This is a genomic window from Humitalea sp. 24SJ18S-53 (assembly GCF_050632385.1).
GTDB lineage: Bacteria > Pseudomonadota > Alphaproteobacteria > Acetobacterales > Acetobacteraceae > Humitalea.
The window spans coordinates 723,479-742,283 of the sequence record NZ_CP192599.1; the positions used below are offsets into that span (position 1 = coordinate 723,479).

Genomic DNA, 18,805 nt, shown 5'->3' on the forward strand with positions numbered 1-18,805 from the left:
TGTCGGGGGGCGGCGGCCAGGACGCAAGGGCCTCAAGGCGCGGTGAGCGTATCCAGCGGCCAGCGCGGGCGCGGCGCATGCCCGACAGGATCGCGATCCCCGGCACGCAGCCGCTCGATCCCGGCCCAGGCGACCATCACCGCGTTGTCCGTACACAGCCGGATCGGCGGCGCCACCAGCGGCAGCCCCGCCCGCGCCGCGACCCCCGCCAGCGCCGCCCGCACCGCGCCATTGGCCGCGACCCCGCCGGCCACGACCATCGCGGTCGGGCCGTCGATCATCGCCAACGCATGCGCCGCCCGATCGGCCAGCACCGCCGCGACCGAGGCCTGGAACCCCGCCGCCAAATCCGCACGATCCTGGTCGCAGGTCGCCTTCGCCGCCTTCTGGGCGACCGCCGTCTTCAACCCGGAAAAGGAGAAATCGCACCCCGCCCGCCCGAAAAGAGGGCGGGGCAGGGGCGCGCGCTTTGCATCCCCCGTCGCCGCCAGCCGTTCCAGCAAGGGCCCGCCGGGCCAGCCCAGCCCCAGAATCTTGGCGGATTTGTCAAAAGCCTCGCCGATCGCATCATCCAGCGTGCTGCCCAGGCGGCGGTATTGGCCCAGCCCCTCGACCGCGACGCATTGGCAATGCCCGCCCGACAGCAGCAGCAGCAGGTAGGGAAAGGCCGGCGGCGCGCCCAGGCTCGGCAGCCGCGGGGTCAGCGCATGCGCCTCCAGATGGTTCACGGCGATGAAGGGCTTTTGGTTCGCCAGCGCCATGCCCTTGGCGAAACTGGCCCCCACCACCAACCCGCCGATCAGCCCGGGGCCGGATGTCGCGGCGATTCCGCCCAGGTCTTGCGGGCCGATCCCGGCCTCCTCCAGCACCCGCGCCACCAGCGCCGGCAGATGCGCCAGATGCGCGCGGGCGGCGATTTCCGGCACCACCCCGCCAAAGGCCACATGTTCCGCCAGTTGCGACCGCACCACCTCGGCCAAAATGGTCCCGTCCGCGGCGAGCACGGCGGCGGCGGTTTCGTCGCAACTGCTTTCGATTCCGAGGACGGGGCCGGTCAGGTGATCTATGCGTTCCACGAACGGGGTTCTATGACGCCGCCATGTCCAAAGCCATGTCTCCTGGCCACTCCCTGCACCCCGGGCGCCGCGTGCCCGCCCATTCGCATGGCCTGCCGCTGCGCGTCGGCACCCGCGGTTCGCCGCTGGCGCTTTGGCAGACACGACACTTCCTTGAGATCATTACCGGATTCTGCCCTGTGCTCCGCGCGGTGGATGCGTTCGAGGAACATGTGATCGCCACCTCCGGCGACCAGATCCAGGACCGCCGCCTGGCCGACATCGGCGGCAAGGGCCTCTTCGCCAAGGAAATCCACGAGGCCCTGCTGGATGGGCGGGTGGATTTCGCCGTCCATAGCCTGAAGGACCTGGAAACCGAGATGCCCCCTGGCATCGTCCTGGCCTGCACCCTGAAGCGCGAGGATGCGCGCGACGCGCTGGTCCTCGGCGCCGGCTGCGGCCAGCCCGACCCGGCCGATCCCTATGCCTGCCTGCCGGTCGGCGCCACCATCGGCACCGCCAGCCTGCGCCGCCAGGCCCAGGTGCTGGCCGCGCGCCCCGACCTGACCGTGGCGATGATCCGCGGCAATGTGCAAAGCCGCCTGGATAAGGTCCGCGCCGGCGGCTTCGACGCCACGCTGCTCGCCCTCGCCGGCCTGCGCCGGCTCGGCCTGGAACACGAAGCCTCCCTGGTGCTGGACCCCGAGGCGATGGTCCCCGCCGCCGGCCAGGGCATCGTCGGCGTCACCTGCCGCGCCGCCAACGTCGAACTGCTGGAACTGCTGAGCGGGATCGAGGATCGGGAAGCCGCCGCCGTCTCCCAGGCGGAACGGGCGATGCTGGCGGCCCTGGACGGGTCCTGCCGCACCCCCATCGGCGGGCATGCGCGGCTGCTGCCGGATGGCAGCCTGCACCTGACCGGCCTGGTCGCCCGGCCGGATGGCAGTTTCCTGCTGAAGCGGTCGGTGCGCGGGGCGGCGGCCGATGCCGCGCGGATCGGGCGGGAACTGGGCGAAGGGCTGCGGGCCGATTGCCCGGCGGATATTTTTGGCTGACAGGGGGCGATCCTGCGCGGACTCCAGACAGTCAGGGCCCTGCAGCGAGTTTCTTGACCATGGGAACCGATCGCGCCGCCAGCGCCTCGATCCAGCGGCGCCATAGGTCCTTGCGGCGTTCCGTGACGGCGGCGACGGCGAACAGCACGACCAGCGTGATGCCGTACATCGCGGCACGGGACGCAGTTTCTCTCGGCGGCCAGGGCAGCACCGTCGTCAGAAAATGCGCCACCGGCAAGTGCAACAGGTAGATCGTGAAGGTCGCGCCCGCGAGCCATCGAACGGCCCCGACCAACCATCTCGGGGGCCGCCCAAGCATGGGCGCCGCGGCAGCCACGCCGATCAGATGGGCCGCGAACAGCCCACCGATGGCATACCGTCGCCCCAGCGCTGCGGGCGTCAACTCGACGGGAAATTCCAGGGGCGGGAAACCCCACCCCGCGACCGGCAGTATCGCGACCGCAGCCAGCAGCGCCAGCCATAGGCCGGCCCGGGGCGACAAGCGGTCGCGTAGCGCATAGGCGCCAACACCCATCAACCAAATGGGCCAATGCAACGCGACAAACGGGCCGAGCACCAACAGGAGAAGCCCGAGCGCCGTCAGCCGCACGGCACCACGGGCGAACAGGATCAGTCCGAAAGCGACATAGTACCAGACCTCGTAATTGAGCGACCACCACGGGCCCATCGATCCGGGAAGCCGTTCATCGAACCAGATGCGCCCCAGGAACACCACGTTGCGCAAGTAGTCCTGCTCAAGCCTCGTGACATCGTAACTCAGGCCTGCGGCTTGCAGGTCGGGCCGCAGCATCATGCCCCACCGGTCCAGCCAATAGGCCAGCACCAGGGCGGGCACGCCGACCGAAGCGATTCGTGCCACGCGGGCCATGGCGTAGGAGCGTGCGGTGGTCTCACGGCCGTCCGACACGTAGGCAATGACGTAGCCACTGAGGACGAAAAACACCGTCACGGCATCGGCCTTGTACGGCGCAACCTGCCAGAATAGCCCGTCGGTGAAGCGTTGCGCGGCGAGATGGCCCACCAGCACCAGCATCGCCGCCGAAAAGCGAACCGCATCAAGGTAGAGGGACGTGACTGGATGCACGATGGTCGTCCTTTTCTCGGAGGGCGCATCCATCGAGGCACGATGCAAACCGCTAACGGCCGTAACGGTATCGAATTTAATTTTTTATCGCAATAAAAAGCTGACCCTCCGCGGCTCGGGGGTTGCGCGGTGGGCGCATGGCTCGTTCACTCCGGCCGATCGCAGCCCGGATATTGGAAAGTCACGACGCAATGGCGCACCCGCAGGCCCGCATTCGGATTCTGGCCACGGCCCTTACCGGCGCCCTTGCGCTCGGCGCCTGCACCCCCGGGGGCGGCACGCCCACCACGAGCGCGGCGGCCAGCCCCGACGACATGTGCGGCCCCCAGGTCGTGGTCTTCGTCAATGCCGGAGACCTGTTCGGCAGCCCGCCGCGCCGCCAGGGCCCGCCCACGGCCGCCGAGATGGAGGCCGAACTGACGCGGGAAAACGCCGCGATCGAGCGGTTGCAGATTTCCTTCGACGCGCTGCTGTATTGCCGCTGGACCGAGGTGCGGGTGGTCCGCTCCGACGCCGCCAGCGGCGTCTTCCCGCCGGCCGAACTGCCCACCCGCCTGGCCGCCGCCAATGGCCGCCTGCGCCAGGACCTGGCCCGCGCCAACCGCATTCGCGCCGAAATGGCCAGCCGCGCCGCGCGCATCGACGCGGCGGTGGAGGCCGCGGCCCCCGGCACCCGCGCCGCCAGCCTGCGCGACCCGACGGTCGGGGGCGGGACCCGCGCGGCGGCGTCGGCAGCCCTTCCGCTGCGCCTGCGGCCGGAAAACAACGCGCCGGAAACCGGGCGCCTGTCGGCCGGACAGCAGGTCACCATCCGCGCCGCGCCCGGCGGCTTTGCCTTCGTCGATGCGGCGGGCGGGATCACGGGCTACGCGCCCAACAACGCCTTCACCCTGCTGCCGACCCGCGTGGCGGCCCAGGCGGCCGACAATTCCGGTTTCGCGGCCCTGCGGACCCTGGTCGCGACCAACCTGGCGCGACGGGATAATTTTGCCCAGACGGTGCAACTGGCCGACCGGTCGGGCGATGGGGCCTTCGAACTGGTGCGGTAGCGGCGCTGCGCCCGGGCCAGGGCGCCTTGCGGCGCCCGGGTCAGACCGCCTTGCGGCGGCGGGCCAGGCAGCCGAGGCCGGCAAGGCCGACGCCGAACAGGGCCAGTGACGCCGGTTCGGGAACGGGCGTGCCGGCGGCGGTCGCGATGACCTGGTTGCCGCTCATGGCGACATTCTGCGCGGAGGCGCTGAAGATCGACTGCGGAACGACACTGGAACCCTGGTAGCAGACGTCAGTGTTGGTCGCGTCGCAGTAATAGCGCGTGCCGGAGAACGTGTTTTCCTGGAACAGCAGATAGGCCCCGGGGGTTCCGCTGAAGTTGAACAGCAGGTTGGTCACCGTCGCGGTCAGGGCATTTCCGGCCACCAGCACGACGCTGTCCAGGTTGGTGATGACCGTGCTGGCACCCACGCCGTTCAGGGTCAGCGCGAAACCGGTGATATCGCCGGTGCTGAGCACACCGGTGGTCCCGTCTGTTTCAATCGTGCCGACCACGCTGCCCGCGCCGATGGTCTGATTGATGGAATAGGTGATGGGGGCCGCGGCGGCGATGCCTGCGTTCAGGAGCCAGGTGACCATCGCGAGGCCGGCGGCGAAGCCCGCCCGGCGTGTTGCGGCAGCAGTCAATGACATCGTCTGTTCCCCTTGAAAGACCCGGCCGCGGGAGCGGTTGGTTTCGATGGGAAAGCGTTACGCAAATCCGGGGCCAGGAAGAATATTGCTTTGAAAGCAAAGACTTCCTGACAGCCGCGCATGGCTTACAAAAAATGTGTAACGTTTGTTGACCAGATTTTCTCGCAAGCGCGTGGGGCGGTGTTGCGCGCCCCGCGTTGGTCAGGCCCGGCGCATCGCCGCGGTCGCGACCCCCGCCGTGATCAATACACCGCCGCCGAGGCGGTTGAATCCACGCCGCATCGCGGGCCTCTGGACCGCGCCGGACAGTCGCCCCGCCAGCACCGCATAGGCCGCGGCATTCACCGCGCCCAGGCTGACGAAGGTCACCGTCAGCAGCGCCGCCTGCGGCAGGAACGGCTGCCCCGCATTAAGGAACTGCGGCACAAAGGCGGTGAAGAAGGCGATGCCCTTGGGGTTCAGCGCCGTCACCACAAAGGCCTGGCGTGCGGCCCGCCCGGGCGGCAGCACCGGCGCCGCATCCCCGACCGGCGCCCGCCAGAGCTTGATGCCGAGCCAAACCAGATAGGCGGCCCCCACCCATTTCAACACGGTGAAAGCATGGGCCGAGGCCGCGAGCACCGCCCCCAGCCCCGCCAGCGACACCGTCATGGCCAGCGCATCGCCCGCCGCGACCCCGGCCACCAGCGGCAGCACCCGCCGCCACCGCCCGGTGGCGACCCCCAGCGACTGGCCGATCACCAACAGGATGGTCGGCCCCGGGATCACCAGCATGGCGATGGCGGCGGCGCAGAAGGCGGCCCAGGTCGCCCAGGTCATGTGTGGGAGCTCATTTTTCGCCGGTCGGCTGCAAGGGCCGCAGCAGGTCGCGCATCGCATCGGCGAACAGATCGGCTTCCTGACGCTTCGGCGCCGCACGGGCCGGTTTCGCGGCCGGTTCGGGGGCGGCGGCCGCGGGCTCGGCCGGCTTGGCGCGGCGCTTGGTCTTGGCCGGTTCGGCGGCATCCAGCGCGGCGGCCAGGTCCTCGATCAGGTCCGACACATCCTCCAACCCGACCGACAGGCGCACGCTGCCGTCCGAGATGCCCAGCCGCGCCCGTTCCTCCGCCCCAACACGCATATGCGTGGTGGTCGCGGGATGGGTCACCAGGCTCTTGGCGTCGCCGAGGTTGTTCGAGATATCAACCAGTTGCAGCGCGTCCAGCACGCGGAAGGTCGCATCCTTGCCACCCTTCACGTCAAACGTGACCAGGGTGCCGCCGGCGCCCATCTGCTTCTTGGCCAGCGCATGCTGCGGATGGTCGAGCCGGAAGGGGTAGCGGACCTGCGCGACCTCCGCCCGCTCCGCCAGGAAGTCGGCGATGCTGGCTGCGGCCCGACACATGGCGGGGACGCGCAGGTGCAGCGTCTCCAACCCCTTCAGGATGGTCCAGGCGTTGAACGGGCTGATCGAGGGTCCGGTGTTGCGGATGAAGGGGCGCAGCACCTCATCCACCCACTTCTGGTTGCCCAGCACGGCCCCGCCCAGCACGCGGCCCTGGCCGTCGAAATGCTTGGTCGCGGAATAGACCACGATATCGGCGCCGAACTGCATCGGCCGCTGCAACAGCGGGGTAGCGAAGACGTTGTCCACCACGACCAGCGCGCCGACCTTATGCGCCATGTCGCTGACCGCGCGCAGGTCGACCAGGTCGAGCATCGGGTTCGACGGCGTTTCCAGCAGCACCATCGCGCAGGGCTTCTTGAACGCGGCTTCCCACTGGTCGAGGTCGTGCCCATCGACGAATTCGGTCTGGATGCCGTAGCGCGGCAGCAGGGTGGACACGATCCAGTGACACGACCCGAACAGCGCCCGGGCGGCGACCACGCGATCGCCGGTCTTGAGCTGCGACAGCATCGACGCATGCACGGCGGCCATGCCGGTGGCGGTGGCGATGCAGGCCTCCGCACCCTCCAGCGCCGCCAGCCGGGATTCCAGCATGGTGACGGTGGGGTTGCCGAAGCGGCTGTACTGGTAGTGCTGGACCTCGTTCTTGAACGTCGCCTCGGCCTGGGCCGCGCTGTCGTAGACGAAGCCGGAGGTCAGGAAGAGCGCCTCTGACGTCTCCCCGTGTTCGGAACGTTCGGTGCCGCCGCGGACGAGCTGGGTCGCGGGGCGGTAGGTCTTGGTGGGCTTGGGCTTGGCCATGGCTGAACCTGACGACTGGACATGGCCGGCCCGGACAAGTGTAGGCCGCGCGGGCACACACCAGGCCGTTTAGCGCGATTGTTTTCCGCGGCCCGGTGAAGGGACACGACCCAAATGGGACCTCGCCGCAAGCTGGCCGGACAAATCGCGAGGGGCGGGTGTCACCGCCGGCGCTATCGGTAGCGGCGGGGGAGGGGGCGGGTCAAGCGGGAGGCTGGACGGGTGGGGCGGGAGGCGGTTATGAAGGGGGCAAGGCGGGTGTAGTTCAGAGGTAGAACGTCAGCTTCCCAAGCTGAATGTCAGGGGTTCAATTCCCCTCACCCGCTCCATTTTCTCCGGCAACCGCACGCGCAGGCATTCCACCCCCGGTGGAGCCAGCCATGACGCGGCGCAACAGCATCGGCCCCTGGCCCTTCGCCTACACCAACCCGGGCGACGATCCGCGACACCCGCCCCAGCCCCTATTTGGACGGCGGTTGGTAAAGGTGCTGCTGCTCAGGAAAACGGCGCTCCCGCACCGATGCGGCATAGGCCTCGGCCGCGGCATCGATCCGCGCGCCCAGGGAGTCGAAACTCTTCACGAACCTGGCCGTCCTGTCGAACATCCCCAGCATGTCGTCGACCACAAGAACCTGTCCGTCGCATTTCGCCGATGCGCCGATGCCGATCGTCGGGCATTCGATCGCCTCGATGATCGACAGCGCCAGCGGCTCCACCACGCCCTCGATGACGACGGCGAAGGCACCGGCCTGCGCGACGGCGACGGCGTCGTCGAAGATCTTCGTATAATCGGCATCGCCCCGGCCACGCGCCGCATAGCCGCCCAGGACATTCACCGCCTGCGGCGTCAGCCCCACATGCGCCATCACGGGAATGCCCCGCGACCGGAGGAAGGCGACCGTCTCCGCCATCTCCACGCCGCCTTCCAGCTTCACCGCGCCCGCACCCGTCTCGCGCAGCAGGGACGCGGCGGAGCGGAAGGCCTGTTGCGGGCTTTCCTCATAACTTCCAAACGGCATGTCCACGACAACCAGACAGCGCCGCGACCCCCGCACCACGGCCGCGCCATGCGCGATCATCATGTCGAGCGTCACGGGCAGTGTCGTCGGCAAGCCATAGATCGTCTGCGCCAGGCTATCGCCCACCAGCAGCACGTCGCAGTGACGATCAAGAAGCTCCGCCATACGCGCGGTATAGGCGGTGAGCATGACAATCGGCGCACCGCGCTTGCGCGATGCGATATCGGGGACAGTGGTGCGACGGATGGGACGCTGCGATTCAGACTTGGACTCAGGCGGCACGGTAGACATTTCGGCTCACTTCATTGCGGTGGCTTGGTGATGGAGATCGACCCCGGCGGCAGTTTGCACCACCTTCGGATTCAAGCCCACGCCGCTGTCAGTGGGAACTCGCCAGCTTCATGGTCACGAGGCCGGCGACGATCAGCACCGCCGCGATCACGCGGGCCACCGTGACCTCCTCGCCGAGAAGGCTGATGCCGACCAGGAAAGCGCCGACCGCGCCGATTCCGGTCCAGATCGTATAGGCCGTGCCAAGCGGCAAGGTTCGCATCGACAACGCGAGCAGGCCGAAGCTGCCGGCCATCGTCACGAGCATGATCGCGGTCGGCCAAGGACGTGAAAAGCCGTGCGACTGCTTCATCGCATAGGCCCAGACGATCTCAAGAATGCCGGCGGTTACGAGATAGACCCAAGCCATGGCGGCCCTCGGATTCAAGGGCCGGGCCGTCCCGGACTTCAACCCCGTGGCCGGGGAACAAGGACGTGGCCTCGCGATGCGTTATTTCGCGCAGGCCAGGCTGTTTTGCAATGCTTGATGCTGCCATCCCGGCCGGGACCACCGCGCCATCTTTCCAGACGGTGCCATGGCCCCACCGGCCGCGCGTCAGCGCGCCTCGATACCCCGGCGCGTCGCGACGATCTGGCTCGTGGAGCAGATGTCGATGCGCATGATCTCCGCCGTCTGGCCATTCGCCCAGACCACCTTGAAGTCATTCCGCCCCGCGCTGCGCGCCCGGAAGTTCATGGTGCGGCCATTGGCCAGCACGTTGGTGCCGAGCTGGTCGACGCCCCAGGACTGCTGGTTGCTGGAGCCGAAGTAGAACTCGTTCACGGTCGATCCGGATTCGTTCAGCAAGGTGAAGCTGGTATCGCATTGCGCCTGCGCCGACCCAATCGCCGCGCCCATGACGGCAGTGCCCAGCAGCAACCCGAAAAACCCACGACGAAGCGACATCGAAACCTCCATGTGTGCAGACGCAGGGGGTTTGCGCTGACGGTTCTTAATCCCCCGTATCCGTGCTGCGCGTTCTGGCCGGAATATGCAAAGACGCTTGCGCAAGACCCCGTCACGGCACCATGCAACACGCGCGCGGGGCCGGAGTCGTGCCCCGGAGTCGCGCCCCGGAGTCATGACTTGGGCGGGGGAATCACTTGATGGATGGCGGGATGCGCATGTTGGCCGATACCTCTGTCCGCGCGGAAAGCGTGATCCTGCGCACCATCGGGCTGATGAGCGGCACGTCGCTGGACGGCGTCGATGCCGCCTATGTCGAAACCGACGGCACGACCATCAGCCGCCTCGGCCCCGCGCTGACCCTGCCCTATGGCCCGGCGCTGCGGCGGGACCTGCGGCTGCTGCTGGACCGCGCGCCTGGCCTGGCCGCCGATGATCCCGCCCTGCTGGATTGCACCGCCCGCCTGACCCATCGCCATGCGGAGGCCGTCTCCGCCCTCGGCCTCTATGCCGATGTCATCGGCTTCCACGGCCAGACGATCCTGCACCAGCCAGGCGGTGCGACCCCCCGCACCTGGCAGATCGGGGATGCCGCCGAACTCGCCCGCGCGACCGGCATGACCGTCGCCTTCGATTTCCGCAGCGCCGATGTCGCGGCGGGCGGGCAGGGGGCGCCGCTGGTCCCGGCCTTCCACGCCGCCCTGGCCGCACCCCTGCCGAAACCGCTGGCGATCCTGAACCTGGGCGGCGTCGCCAACGTCACCTGGATCGGCCCCGATGGCACCCTCATGGCCTTCGACACCGGTCCCGCCAACGGCCCGCTCGACGACTGGGCCCGGCGTTCGACCGGTGAGGATTACGACCGCGACGGCCGGCTGACGCTGGCGGGCCAGGCCGATGGCGCCGTGCTGGGGCGCCTGCTCGCGCATCCCTACCTGGCCGCCCCCCCGCCCAAAAGCCTGGACCGCCTGGATTTCGACCGCGCCCTGCGCGAAGCCGGCGCCGGCGCCCTGTCGCCCGCCGATGGCGCCGCGACCCTGGCCGCCTTCTGCGCCTGCGCCGTCGCCGCCGCCGCGCGCCATTTTCCGGAACCACCCCTGCAATGGCTGGTCGCCGGCGGCGGCCGGCGCAACCCGGGGCTGATGCGGGCGCTGCAAGGCGCGCTGGAAGCCCCCGTCCGCGCGGTCGAAGTCGCCGGCTGGGACGGCGATGCCCTGGAAGCCCAGGCCTTCGGCTTCCTGGCCGCCCGCGTCACACGCGGCCTGCCACTGACATTCCCGGGCACGACCGGTGCACCACGGGCGATGACAGGCGGGCGCCTGGTCGGGTCGCTGCTGTAGGGCCTGTGGACGGAGGGAGCCCGAAGCTACCGGCGGGCCAAAACCTCCGTCAGCGCGGGCACGCCGATCGAGCAGGCATGAACGCCAAGGTGCGCCGTCATTTGCAGGACCTGGAGCAATTCCTCCCGTGTCGCGCCCAGGCGCAAGGCGCGCCGGATATGGAGCCGCGCGGCATCGGCGGCGAGTTCCGTGAAGCAGGAGGAGAGCGCCACGCTGAGCAGCGCCCGTGTCTTCTCATCCAGCCCTTCGCCGGCCTCCCGGCAGCTCAGCAGGTCGAGCATCACGGCGAAATAGGGCGGATCGAGGCGTAGCATACGCTCGCAGAATATCGGCCAATCGCCGAAGCGGGCTTCATAGGCAGCGCGCTGCGCCGCATGCGCGGGGTCGGGCGGGGGCAGGGACTGGCCGACCGCTTCCAGTTCCTCGACCAGGATGTCGAGGCCCAGGGCCACCCCATCCAATCCCTGCATCGTGGCCAGGTGCAACACCTCGATCACCTGAAGCGGCGTCGCCCCGCGCTCCAGCGCCAGGCGCATATGCAGCTTGAGGCCGGATTCAAAAAGATGGGTGCCTGAGCCGTCGAGCGCGACGTAGATCAGTTCGCACATCAGCGGGGACAGCGGGCCATGCGCCGCGGGGTGACCGGCATAGGCCGCGTAGGCGTTGAGGAAATTGGGGCTCATGCGAAGCAGCCCTTCCGTCCACGGCTTCCAGTAGCCGCGGGCGCGGATGTAGGCATCCCTCATGGCCACCTGGTCCGGCGTCAGCTCCGCGCTGTCGGATGCGATGGCGGCGGCCGGGGCTGGCGGGTGGCTGGTCACGCGCGTTTCCTCCATCACGCGGTGCCATGCTGACCGCTTGGTCGGCAGCGTGGCAAAGCCGATGGCCAAAGTCCATAGGTCAAACAATCAATCAGAAGAGTTGACTGACCGATCGGTCTGTTTCTACGATCCCTTGAAAATCGCCCGATCCGGTGTGCCACGCCGGAGACGAGGAGACACTTTGGGGAGAATGCGCCATGCCCATGTTCAGCCGCCGTGCGACCGCAGCCCTCGCGGCCGGTCTTTTCCTGCCGGATGGCGCGCGCGCGCAAGCCTTTCCGGACCGCGCCGTTCGCCTGATCATGCCCTATGGGCCGGGCAGCGAGCCCGATCTCCTGGGGCGTCAATTGGCACAGGGCATGGCGCCGGTCCTGGGCCAGCCGGTCGTGGTCGAGAACAAGGCCGGCGGCTCCAGCATGATCGGCGCGGAGGCTGTCGCGAACGCGCGGCCTGATGGCTATACGCTGCTCTTCGGCGGTTCCACCGTCTTTGCCGCCAACCCGAACCTGTTCAGCCGCACGCCCTATCGACCGGATCAATTCCAGCCGATCACGCTGCTGATGCGCGGCCGTATCCTGCTCTATGCCAACCCCGCCGCAGGCTTCACCAGCGTCCAGGACCTGGTCGCCCGGGCCAAGGCGGCCCGCGAACCCATGCGCTTCGGCAGCACCGGCCGCGGTAACGGCACGCATCTGTCGGCGGAACAGTTCCGCGTGCAGGCCGGCGTGGATGTCACCGATGTGGCCTACCGTACCACGGTGGAAATGCAGCAAGGCCTGATGCGCGGCGACATCGACTTCGCCTTCGACAGCGTCGGGCCCTACCTCGCCCTGGTGCGCGACGGGCGGATCAAGGCGCTTGGCACGGCCGGCGCGCGCCGGATCGGCGTATTGGCCGATCTGCCGACCTTCACCGAACAAGGCTTTCCGGACCTGGGCATGCCCTACTGGTACGGGCTCTACGCCCCGGCCGGACTGCCGGGCCCGGTGCTTGCCCGGCTGCATCAGGCCGCCGTCGCCGCCATGTCGGACCCGGCGCTGCTCGCGCGCGCGGAACAGCAAGGTGCGACCATTGAAACGCAAGATGTCGCCACCTTCGTCGCGATGAACCAAAGCGAATTCGCCCGATGGGGACAACTGATCGGCGCACTGGGCGTCCGGCTGGATTAACCGCACGCCAGGCCGAGGACGCCCTGGCTGGTGGCCGAACAAAGGGGGGGCCTCCCCCCTTCCACCAACCCGCTACCCCTCCCGCCACGGATGCTGCGCCCATAGCGCGCTATACTTCGCCCGCATGGCCACCAGTTCCGCCCGATATGCTTCCGGCCCCAGGAATCGCAGCGGCAGGCTTTGGGTCGCCGCCATGCGCTGGAATTCGGGGTCGGCGACGGTCTTGGCCAGGGCGTCGGACAGCCGCGCCAGGATCGGCGCCGGCATGCCGGCGGGGGCGGCCATGCCGCGCATCGATCCTTCGACCACGTCGAACCCCAATTCGCGCAGGGTCGGCACTTCGGCCGCGACCTCCCACCGCGTCATGCCCATCTGCGCCAGGGGCCGCATGATGCCCTGGCGGAATTCGTTCATCCCCTCTGCCATGTTCATGCAGGCGACGGGGATCGCGCGCGACAGCAGGTTCTGCTTCACCTGCGCGCTGCCGCCGAAGGGCACGTGCAGGAAGCGCACATTGGCCGCGCGTTCCAGCGCCAGCACGGCCAGGTGGTCGTCGCTGCCGATGCCGGTGCTGCCGTAGCCGATCGCGTCCGGCCGCGCGCGGGCGGCGGCGAGCAAGCCCGCCAGGTCGCGGATCTCGCTATCGGCCAGCACCCACAGCCCGCCCGGATCGTCGACGATATTGGCGATCAACGTAAAATCATCCAGCGCGAACCGCGTCCGCCGCTCGATCGGCAGGGTCACGATATGCGGGGTGTTGATGAAGCCGATGGTCAGCCCATCCGGCCGCGCGCGGGCCAGTTCGGCAAAGCCGATCTCACCGCCCGCACCGGGGCGGTTCAGCACCACGACGGGTTGGCCCAGATGCTGTTCCATGAAGCGCGCGATGGTGCGTGCCGCGGTATCGGTGCCGCCGCCGGCGGCGAAGGCCACGATCATCGTGATCTGGCGGTCGGGCGACCAGGCGGGCGCGGTTTGCGCCGTGGCAAGGCTCGGCGCTGCCAGCCCAGCCAGCAGGGTTCTGCGGTTCATGCGCATTGGTGGTTTCCTTCTCCCACCCCCGAGCATGAACCAAACCGGCTTACCCGCCCAGGGCTGCGACGCCAGGAAGGGTCTTGCCCTCAAGCCATTCCAGGAAGGCTCCACCGGCCGAGGACACATAGGTCAGCCGTTCCACCACCCCGGCATGCTTCAGCGCCGATACCGTGTCGCCGCCGCCGCCGATCGACTTCAACCCGGCCGAGGCTGTCAGCCCCGCCACCATCTCGGCGATCGCCACCGTCGCCGTATCGAAGGGCGGGATCTCGAAGGCGCCGAGCGGCCCGTTCCAGACCAGCGTGCCGGCGCCGCGCAGCCGCGCCTCGATCAGTTCCACCGTCTGCGGCCCGACATCGAGCGCCATCGTGCCCTCCGGCACCGACATCGCCGGCACGGTGCGGTGCGGCGATCCGGCGGCGAATTCCTGGGCCGCGACCAGGTCGACCGGCAGCAGGATCTCGCAGTTGTTGGCCTTGGCCGTGGTCAGGATCTCCAGGGCCGTGGCGTGCATCTCGGCTTCCTGCAGCGACTTGCCCATCGCGGCGCCCTGTGCGGCCAGGAAGGTATTGGCCATGGCACCACCGATCACCAGCACATCGACCTTGGCCGACAGGTTGCCCAGCAGGTCCAGCTTGGTGCTGACCTTGGCGCCGCCGACGATGGCGACCACGGGGCGCGAGGGCCGGCCGAGCGCCGCATCCAGCGCCTCCAACTCCGCCTGCATCAGCCGGCCGGCGTAGGATGGCAGCAGGTGGGCGACGCCCTCCGTGCTGGCATGGGCGCGATGGGCGGCGGAAAAGGCGTCGTTCACATAGGCATCGGCCAGCTTTGCCAGGCCGGCGGCCAGGGCCGGGTCGTTCTTCTCCTCGCCGGCATGGAAGCGGGTGTTTTCCAGCAGCAGAATGTCGCCATCGGCGAGCGCCGCGACGGCGGCCTCGGCCACCGGGCCGACGCAATCGGCGGCGAACGTCACCGGGCGGCCTAGCGCCTCGGACAGCGCCTCGGCCATCGGGGCCAGCGACATCTCCGGCACGATTTTTCCCTTTGGCCGGTCGAAATGGCTGCATACAATGATGCGCGCGCCCTTTTGGGCCAGTTCGCGGATGGTCGGGCACAGGCGCTCGATACGGGTGCGGTCGGTGATGCGCCCGTCCTTCATCGGCACGTTCAGGTCGGCGCGCAGCAGCACGCGCTTGCCGGTGGCATCCAGTGCATCAATCGTTTGGAAGGGCATGTCTTCGACAATCCTGGCGCAATGGCGTGGCGAGGGAGGTTTTCGTGAAGCGCTTATGGGCGATTCTGGTGTTGCTTCCGGTGGTAGCATCGGCCCAGGACACGTTCCAACTGCCCTCCGGCAACATTCATTGCGGCTGGCAGGGCGAATCACTGCGCTGCGATATCCTCTCCTACAGCTTTGCGCCGGCGCCCCGACCGCGCGGTTGCGATGCGGAATGGGGCAATTCGGTCGAAATTGGCCCACGTGGCCCGGTGAAACGCCTGTGCCATAGCGATGGGGTGATGAACCCGGGCTCCGCCGTGCTGGGCTACAGCACGGCTTGGCGCATGGCTGGGATCGAATGCACCGCGGCCCCGACGGGCCTGCGCTGCGTCAACGCCGATGGCCGCGGCTTCGACATGGCCCGGACGCAGCTACGGCTGTTCTGAATTGCCGGTTTGAACAACCCGGCCGGCCAGTCCCGATGACGACGCATGCAAGACCTGCCGGTGAGGGGTGCCAGACTGGGCATGGCCAGCACGGCGTTTGCATGGCCTAGAACGGGGCGCGCGGCCCCGCAGGCGGGCGCCTGGTCATTTCGGTTCGTTGGGCTTGGGAAGGCGATTGGCATGTGGGACTTCCTGGGCCAGGCATCGCTGCTGCCGCGTTGGGCCAAATGGCTGGCGCTGGTGCTGCTGGCGGCCACGATCACGCCGGGCTTGCAGGCGATGCACCTGCCGGCGTCCCAACTCCTCGGCCCCATGCTGGCCGGTATCCTCGTGGGCGTTTTCGCGGGCGGCATCCGACTGCCCCGCCTGTGGCACGTGGGCGCGCAGTCGATCGTCGGCTGCCTGATCGCGACCCTGGTCACGCCGGGGATCATCGTCGCCTTCGTGCATGACTGGCCGGTGATCATGGCCGCCGTGGTCGCGACCCTGCTGGCCAGCGGCGCGCTGGGCTGGCTGATGATGTCCTGGCGCGTGCTGCCGGGCACCACCGCGATCTGGGGCGCGGCCCCGGGCGGCGCCGCCGCCATGGTGGTGATGGCCGAGGCCTTTGGCGCCGACATCCGGCTGGTCGCGCTGATGCAATATATGCGCGTGGCCGGCGTCGCCGTGACGGCGGCGCTGCTGGCGCATTGGCTCGCCGGCGGGCTGCCGGCATCGGTGCCCGTCCCGCCGATGTTCCCGGCCATCGAGCCGCTGGCCTTCGCCTCCACCCTGGTGCTGGCGGCATTGGGCGGTTTTATCGGGCGGCGGTTCCGCGTGCCCGCCGGGCCATTGCTGCTGCCGCTGGTCTTCGGCGCGGTGCTGCATGGCGCGGGGTTGGTCGATCTGCAGATACCCCGCTGGCTAATAACCCTGTGCTACGCCGTCATCGGCTGCAGCATCGGCCTGGGCTTTACCCGGCCGGTCCTGGTGCTGGCCGCCGCGGCACTGCCGCGCATCATCTTCACGACTGTCGTGCTGATCGGCTTCTGCGGCCTGGTCTCGCTCGTGCTGATGTGGGAACTGAACATCGACGCGCTGACCGCCTTCCTGGCGATGAGCCCCGGCGGACTTGATTCCATCGCGGCGATCGGTGCCGCAAGCCATGTCGACATGTCCTTCGTCATGGCCTTGCAGACCGCGCGGCTGATCCTTGTCATCCTGATCGCCCCACCCCTGGCGCGCTTCCTGTCGGACCGCTTTCACCGCTCGGCCCAGGGGTTTTCACCCGCCGCGGGGGATTGAGCGCACCACCCTCGGTTGCCGATACCGGCCCCCCGTCTTATAGCCACGGCGCCTTCGCAGCCTCTGGATACCCGCCCCCTTGGCCAGCCTGCCCCCCGCCGATCCCAACGCGCCCAACCCGGCGCTCGCCGCCCAGGCCGAAGTGCTGGCCCGTCCGGTCACCGAGGCGCGGCGCATGGCCGATGCCATCCGCGCCCTGGCCATCGACGCGGTCGAGGCCGCCAAATCCGGCCACCCCGGCATGCCGATGGGCATGGCCGATGTCGCGACGGTGCTGTGGTCGCGCTTCCTGAAATACGACGCCGCCGACCCGCGCTGGCCCGATCGCGACCGTTTCGTGCTCTCGGCCGGGCATGGGTCGATGCTGCTCTATTCCCTGCTGCACCTGACCGGCCATGCCGGGATGGGGATCGAGGATCTGAAGCAGTTCCGGCAACTGCATTCGGTCGCCGCCGGCCACCCCGAATACGGCGAACATCCGGGGATCGAGACGACCACCGGTCCGCTCGGCCAGGGCATCGCCACCGCCGTCGGCATGGCGCTGGCGGAACGGCACCTGGCGGCACGGTTCGGGCGGTCGCTGGTCGATCACCGCACCTGGGTCATCGCCTCCGACGGCGACCTGATGGAAGGGATTTCCCACGAAGCGGCGTCGCTGGCGGGCCACCTCGGCCTGTCGAAGCTGACGGTGCTGTGGGACGACAACGGCATTTCCATCGACGGCGACCTGTCGATGTCCTCGTCGGACGACCAGTTGAAGCGTTTTGCCAGCTACGGCTGGGCGACCAAGCGCGTCGATGGGCATGACCATGAAGCCGTGGCCGCCGCCTGCGCCCAGGCCATGCGGTCCCAGAAGCCGACGATCATCGCCTGCCGCACCATCATCGGTTTTTCGGCCCCGACCAAGGCCGGCACCGCCGGCAGCCACGGCGCGCCACTGGGTGGCGCCGAAGCCGCCGCCGCCAAGGCCGCGCTCGGTTGGACGCATGCGCCCTTCGAGGTCCCCGACGACCTGCGCACCCCCTGGGCCGCCGCCGGCGCCCGTTCGGGCGGCACCCGCCGTTCCTGGCTCAAGCGCCTGGCCAAGCACCCCCAGAAGGGCGATTTTGATCGCGCCACTCAGGGCCGCCTGCCGGACAACTGGACCGAGGCGCTGAACGCGCTGCGCGTCTCCATCGCCGAGAAGAAGCCGAAAGAGGGCAGCCGCATCTCCAGCCAGAAGGCGCTGGAAGCCCTGGTGCCCGCCGTGCCGGAAATGATCGGCGGCAGCGCCGACCTCACCGGCAGCAACAACACCAATGTGAAGGGCATCCCCGCGATCCGCCCGGGCGATTTCGCCGGCCGTTTCGTCCATTGGGGCATCCGCGAACACGGCATGGCCGCCGCGATGAACGGGATGGCGCTGCATGGTGGCATCATTCCCTATTCCGGCACCTTCCTGATCTTTGCCGACTACCTGCGCCCGGCACTGCGCCTGGCGGCGCTGATGCACCAGCGCGTCATACACGTGCTGACGCATGACAGCATCGGCCTGGGCGAAGACGGCCCGACGCACCAGCCGGTCGAAACCCTCGCCAGCCTGCGCTGCATGCCGAACGTGTCGGTCTTCCGCCCGGCGGATGCGATGGAAACGGCGGAATGCTGGGACCTGGCGCTGCGCCGGAACGAAGGGCCTTCCGTCCTCGCCCTGTCGCGCCAGGGCCTGCCGACGCTGCGCACCGACACGGCGGAAAACCGCTGCGCCCGTGGTGGCTATGTGCTGGCCGAAGCCTCCGGCCCGCGCCGCGCGACCTTCATCGCCACGGGGTCGGAAGTGCAACTGGCCATGGCCGCGCGCGACCTGCTGGAGGCCGAGGGCCTGCCCGCCGCCGTCGTCTCGCTGCCCTGCTGGGAATTGTTTGGCGCGCAGGACGAAGCCTATCGCGAGGCGACCCTCGGCACCGCCCCGCGCATCGGGATCGAGGCCGCGATCGGCTTCGGCTGGGACCGCTGGCTCGGCGCCGATGGCGCCTTCATCGGCATGACGGGCTTTGGCGCCAGTGCGCCAGCCGAGGCGCTGTACCAGCACTTCGGCATCACCGCGGAGGCGGCCGCGAATGCGGCGCGCAAACGCATTTCCACCAACACCTGAAAAGGGAAAGACAGA

18 protein-coding genes and 1 tRNA gene are annotated in these 18,805 nt (G+C 68.9%); 8 read left to right on the top strand and 11 right to left on the bottom strand.

What is annotated here, in order from left to right; all coding sequences use genetic code 11:
• Positions 1-32: 32 nt before the first annotated feature.
• Positions 33-1,076 carry a tRNA (adenosine(37)-N6)-threonylcarbamoyltransferase complex transferase subunit TsaD gene (gene tsaD, locus ACQW02_RS03430; protein ID WP_431283879.1) on the bottom strand — a complete coding sequence of 348 codons (1,044 nt, stop codon included), beginning with the start codon at positions 1,074-1,076 and terminating at the stop codon, positions 33-35.
• Positions 1,077-1,111: 35 nt separating this feature from the next.
• Between tsaD and hemC the strand changes: the two genes are divergently transcribed.
• A complete protein-coding gene (gene hemC / locus ACQW02_RS03435; protein ID WP_431286000.1) occupies positions 1,112-2,110 on the top strand; it encodes a hydroxymethylbilane synthase in 999 nt (332 codons plus the stop codon).
• A 31-nt stretch (positions 2,111-2,141) separates the two neighbouring features.
• On the opposite strand, the gene ACQW02_RS03440 is transcribed toward hemC, so the two are convergent.
• Positions 2,142-3,248 carry an acyltransferase family protein gene (locus ACQW02_RS03440; RefSeq protein WP_431283880.1) on the bottom strand — a complete coding sequence of 369 codons (1,107 nt, stop codon included), beginning with the start codon at positions 3,246-3,248 and terminating at the stop codon, positions 2,142-2,144.
• Positions 3,249-3,406: 158 nt separating this feature from the next.
• Between ACQW02_RS03440 and ACQW02_RS03445 the strand changes: the two genes are divergently transcribed.
• Positions 3,407-4,264, top strand: a complete 858-nt coding sequence (locus ACQW02_RS03445) for an SH3 domain-containing protein (protein ID WP_431283881.1) — start codon at positions 3,407-3,409, stop codon at positions 4,262-4,264.
• A 40-nt stretch (positions 4,265-4,304) separates the two neighbouring features.
• Here ACQW02_RS03445 and ACQW02_RS03450 read toward each other — a convergent pair whose 3' ends face one another.
• The 3 genes from ACQW02_RS03450 to metZ form a co-directional block, all read right to left on the bottom strand.
• Positions 4,305-4,898 carry a PEP-CTERM sorting domain-containing protein gene (locus ACQW02_RS03450; RefSeq protein WP_431283882.1) on the bottom strand — a complete coding sequence of 198 codons (594 nt, stop codon included), beginning with the start codon at positions 4,896-4,898 and terminating at the stop codon, positions 4,305-4,307.
• Positions 4,899-5,099: 201 nt separating this feature from the next.
• On the bottom strand, positions 5,100-5,717 hold the full coding sequence (locus ACQW02_RS03455) for a LysE family translocator (protein WP_431283883.1): 618 nt from the start codon (positions 5,715-5,717) through the stop codon (positions 5,100-5,102).
• A gap of 10 nt (positions 5,718-5,727) precedes the next feature.
• Positions 5,728-7,086 (bottom strand): O-succinylhomoserine sulfhydrylase, encoded by a 1,359-nt coding sequence (metZ, locus tag ACQW02_RS03460; protein WP_431283884.1) that lies wholly within the window; start codon positions 7,084-7,086, stop codon positions 5,728-5,730.
• Between the two features lie 254 nt (positions 7,087-7,340).
• Here metZ and ACQW02_RS03465 point away from each other — a divergent pair.
• Positions 7,341-7,415, top strand: a tRNA-Gly gene (locus tag ACQW02_RS03465).
• 132 nt (positions 7,416-7,547) lie between these two features.
• Here ACQW02_RS03465 and panB read toward each other — a convergent pair.
• The 3 genes from panB to ACQW02_RS03480 form a co-directional block, all read right to left on the bottom strand.
• Entirely contained in the window at positions 7,548-8,294 is a 747-nt protein-coding gene (gene panB / locus ACQW02_RS03470) for a 3-methyl-2-oxobutanoate hydroxymethyltransferase (protein ID WP_431283885.1), read from the bottom strand.
• Between the two features lie 190 nt (positions 8,295-8,484).
• Positions 8,485-8,805, bottom strand: coding sequence for a DMT family transporter (locus ACQW02_RS03475; protein WP_431283886.1), 321 nt, complete (start codon positions 8,803-8,805; stop codon positions 8,485-8,487).
• Positions 8,806-8,991: 186 nt separating this feature from the next.
• Positions 8,992-9,342, bottom strand: coding sequence for a hypothetical protein (locus ACQW02_RS03480; protein ID WP_431283887.1), 351 nt, complete (start codon positions 9,340-9,342; stop codon positions 8,992-8,994).
• A 257-nt stretch (positions 9,343-9,599) separates the two neighbouring features.
• On the opposite strand from ACQW02_RS03480, the gene ACQW02_RS03485 reads away from it, so the two are divergent.
• A complete protein-coding gene (locus tag ACQW02_RS03485) occupies positions 9,600-10,682 on the top strand; it encodes an anhydro-N-acetylmuramic acid kinase (RefSeq protein ID WP_431286001.1) in 1,083 nt (360 codons plus the stop codon).
• Positions 10,683-10,708: 26 nt separating this feature from the next.
• Here ACQW02_RS03485 and ACQW02_RS03490 read toward each other — a convergent pair whose 3' ends face one another.
• Positions 10,709-11,503 (bottom strand): carboxymuconolactone decarboxylase family protein, encoded by a 795-nt coding sequence (locus ACQW02_RS03490; protein WP_431283888.1) that lies wholly within the window; start codon positions 11,501-11,503, stop codon positions 10,709-10,711.
• Positions 11,504-11,700: 197 nt separating this feature from the next.
• On the opposite strand from ACQW02_RS03490, the gene ACQW02_RS03495 reads away from it, so the two are divergent.
• The gene (locus ACQW02_RS03495) at positions 11,701-12,672 is read left to right on the top strand and encodes a Bug family tripartite tricarboxylate transporter substrate binding protein (protein WP_431283889.1); all 972 of its coding nucleotides are present in this window, start codon (positions 11,701-11,703) and stop codon (positions 12,670-12,672) included.
• A 72-nt stretch (positions 12,673-12,744) separates the two neighbouring features.
• Here ACQW02_RS03495 and ACQW02_RS03500 read toward each other — a convergent pair whose 3' ends face one another.
• Together ACQW02_RS03500 and ACQW02_RS03505 are read right to left on the bottom strand one after the other, a co-directional pair.
• Complete coding sequence (locus tag ACQW02_RS03500) at positions 12,745-13,704, bottom strand: tripartite tricarboxylate transporter substrate binding protein (RefSeq protein ID WP_431283890.1); 960 nt, start codon at positions 13,702-13,704, stop codon at positions 12,745-12,747.
• A 49-nt stretch (positions 13,705-13,753) separates the two neighbouring features.
• A complete protein-coding gene (locus ACQW02_RS03505; RefSeq protein ID WP_431283891.1) occupies positions 13,754-14,944 on the bottom strand; it encodes a phosphoglycerate kinase in 1,191 nt (396 codons plus the stop codon).
• A 44-nt stretch (positions 14,945-14,988) separates the two neighbouring features.
• On the opposite strand from ACQW02_RS03505, the gene ACQW02_RS03510 reads away from it, so the two are divergent.
• The 3 genes from ACQW02_RS03510 to tkt all read left to right on the top strand — a co-directional run bounded on the left by ACQW02_RS03510 (position 14,989) and on the right by tkt (position 18,790).
• Complete coding sequence (locus ACQW02_RS03510) at positions 14,989-15,375, top strand: DUF6636 domain-containing protein (RefSeq protein WP_431283892.1); 387 nt, start codon at positions 14,989-14,991, stop codon at positions 15,373-15,375.
• 180 nt (positions 15,376-15,555) lie between these two features.
• Positions 15,556-16,659 carry an AbrB family transcriptional regulator gene (locus tag ACQW02_RS03515; RefSeq protein WP_431283893.1) on the top strand — a complete coding sequence of 368 codons (1,104 nt, stop codon included), beginning with the start codon at positions 15,556-15,558 and terminating at the stop codon, positions 16,657-16,659.
• Between the two features lie 88 nt (positions 16,660-16,747).
• Positions 16,748-18,790 (top strand): transketolase, encoded by a 2,043-nt coding sequence (tkt, locus tag ACQW02_RS03520; protein ID WP_431286002.1) that lies wholly within the window; start codon positions 16,748-16,750, stop codon positions 18,788-18,790.
• Positions 18,791-18,805: the final 15 nt, after the last annotated feature.